The following is a 1,945-nucleotide window of genomic DNA, read 5'->3' as shown; positions in this document are numbered from 1 at the left end:
GAGGAGCGCACCCGGGCCTGGCATGACGAGCGGCGCCGAACCGGGATCGCCAGATCCGGGGCGGCTGCGGTGAGGGCGGCGGCGCCGATCGCCACAAGGACGATCACGAGGGCCCGCGTGCTGATCAGGGGGCGGGGCTCACCCTGCCTCGGTGGGACTCGCATGCCGGTTGACCTCCATCCGTGCTGGACGGTAAGGACCGAGCGGCTCCCCATCGAGACCAACGGGCCGACACCACGAGCCGCCTCGTGAATACAAGGTTCCCCCGTTGTCAACCGTCGCCGCGCGCGGCGCGCGATCACGCCCCAACCATGATCGTTTTATGGCCGGATCGTGGGACGCGGCTGGGTCGCCGCTGGGACGGCGGGCGCTCGGCGCCCGGCTCTTCCGACATGATTGCGTGATGCGCGTCATCGGGCGGATCGGTCGGATTCTGGGATGGGCGGCGGCCTACGTGCTCGGCCTCGCCGCCCTGGTGCTCGCCGGGGCCTGGGTGTGGTGGCAGCCCGAGCCGGAGGCGCGCGGCACCGAGGCCAACGCGCTTTGGGCGCGGCACCAGTGGGTGGGGGAGTCTCACAGCGATGCCGAGTACCGGGCGCTCGGGCAGCTGCTGAAAGAGAACCGCATCACCGACGTCTTCTTCCACGCGGGACCGTTCGAGGCGGACGGCACCGTGCCCGAGGCCAAGTACCGCTACGCGCGGCAGCTCCTCGCCGCCATGCGCCGGTACGCGCCGGGCGTCCGCGCGCAGGCGTACCTGGGGCAGATCCGGATGGTGAACGGCAAGGGCGTCATCGACCTGGACGACCCCGCCGTGCGGACCCGGGTGCTCGGGACGGACGCGGCCCTCCTCGACCTGGGGTTCGACGGCATCCACTACGACTTCGAGCCGATCTACCCCGACGACCGCGCGTTCCTCACGCTCATGGACGCCACCCGCGAGCTGACGCGGTCGAAGGGCAGGCTGCTGTCGGTGGCGCTGGAGCAGCAGACCCTCATGGACGCGGCCCAGCCGGTCTACAAGGCGCTGATACCGCGCACGGGGAAGATCCACTACCCGCCGCGCCCCACGCGGGACTTCCTGCGCGCCATCGCCGACCGCGCCGACCAGGTCGCGATCATGACCTACGACGTGTCGCTGCCCACGCGCTCCCTCGCCGGGTGGCACTTCGCCCGGCACACCCGCACGACCCTGGAACTCATCGGCGACCGCACGACGGTCTTCATGGGCGTCCCCACCTACCGGCCCCTCATGGAGTGGGCCGAGGACCTCACGGTCGCCCTGCGCGGCGTCCGGCGCGGAGTCGACGATCTGGAGCGGCCGCCCAGGCGCCCGTACGGCGTCGGCGTGTACGCGGACTGGACGACCAGCCCGGCCGAATGGTCACGTTACCGCGCCACCTGGCTACCCCGAGCGACAGGAAGTTTTGGCGGCTGAGAAACCCCCGCCGCGACGTTCCGAAACTCGCGTATCCCCAGGTAAAAAGGGGTGGATACCCGCACAATCCTGGGGGTAGTGGAGGGTGCGGAAGGTCAAGCCTCGACAGGCGGATGGCAAAGGGAAGTGGGGACGGGCCGATGGGCACTCAGCAGTCCGCGCGGCACGACGCCGACCGTATCGGCGAACTGGCGGCCGAGTTCGCCGGGTGGCGGATCGGCCGCGGCGGGTCCGGGCAATGGTGGGCCGTCCGGGGGAACGATCTCGTGCGCACGCACGACGTCGAGGAGCTCCGCGTCCGCCTGCATGAGATGACCGCTGGGTCACGTTATCCAACCGAGTCCGGGACGTGGCCGGACTGACCCCGTAACGCGGCATTTGCGTGCCACGATGTCGGTTGTGGGAGCCGCCGCCACGCGTACCCCCGAGCGTGTGGCAGCGGCTTCCTCCTGTTTTATCCCGTTCCGCTTCGACCTGCGGGTCCAAGTGGAACGGCCGGAACGGTAC

Annotated in this window: 2 protein-coding genes; both read left to right on the top strand. The window is 70.4% G+C overall.

Annotation, left to right across the window (positions count from 1 at the left end):
* Nucleotides 1-403: 403 nt before the first annotated feature.
* Nucleotides 404-1,438: a hypothetical protein gene (locus tag AB0C69_RS41765; protein WP_360362362.1), complete on the top strand. Its 1,035-nt coding sequence runs from the start codon at nucleotides 404-406 to the stop codon at nucleotides 1,436-1,438.
* Nucleotides 1,439-1,578: 140 nt separating this feature from the next.
* Nucleotides 1,579-1,800, top strand: coding sequence for a hypothetical protein (locus tag AB0C69_RS41760; protein WP_185023197.1), 222 nt, complete (start codon nucleotides 1,579-1,581; stop codon nucleotides 1,798-1,800).
* Nucleotides 1,801-1,945: the final 145 nt, after the last annotated feature.

It is taken from the genome of Actinomadura sp. NPDC048032 (genome assembly GCF_040653175.1).
Taxonomy (GTDB): Bacteria; Actinomycetota; Actinomycetes; order Streptosporangiales; family Streptosporangiaceae; genus Spirillospora; species Spirillospora verrucosospora.
This window is presented reverse-complemented; position numbering and strand designations above follow the sequence as displayed.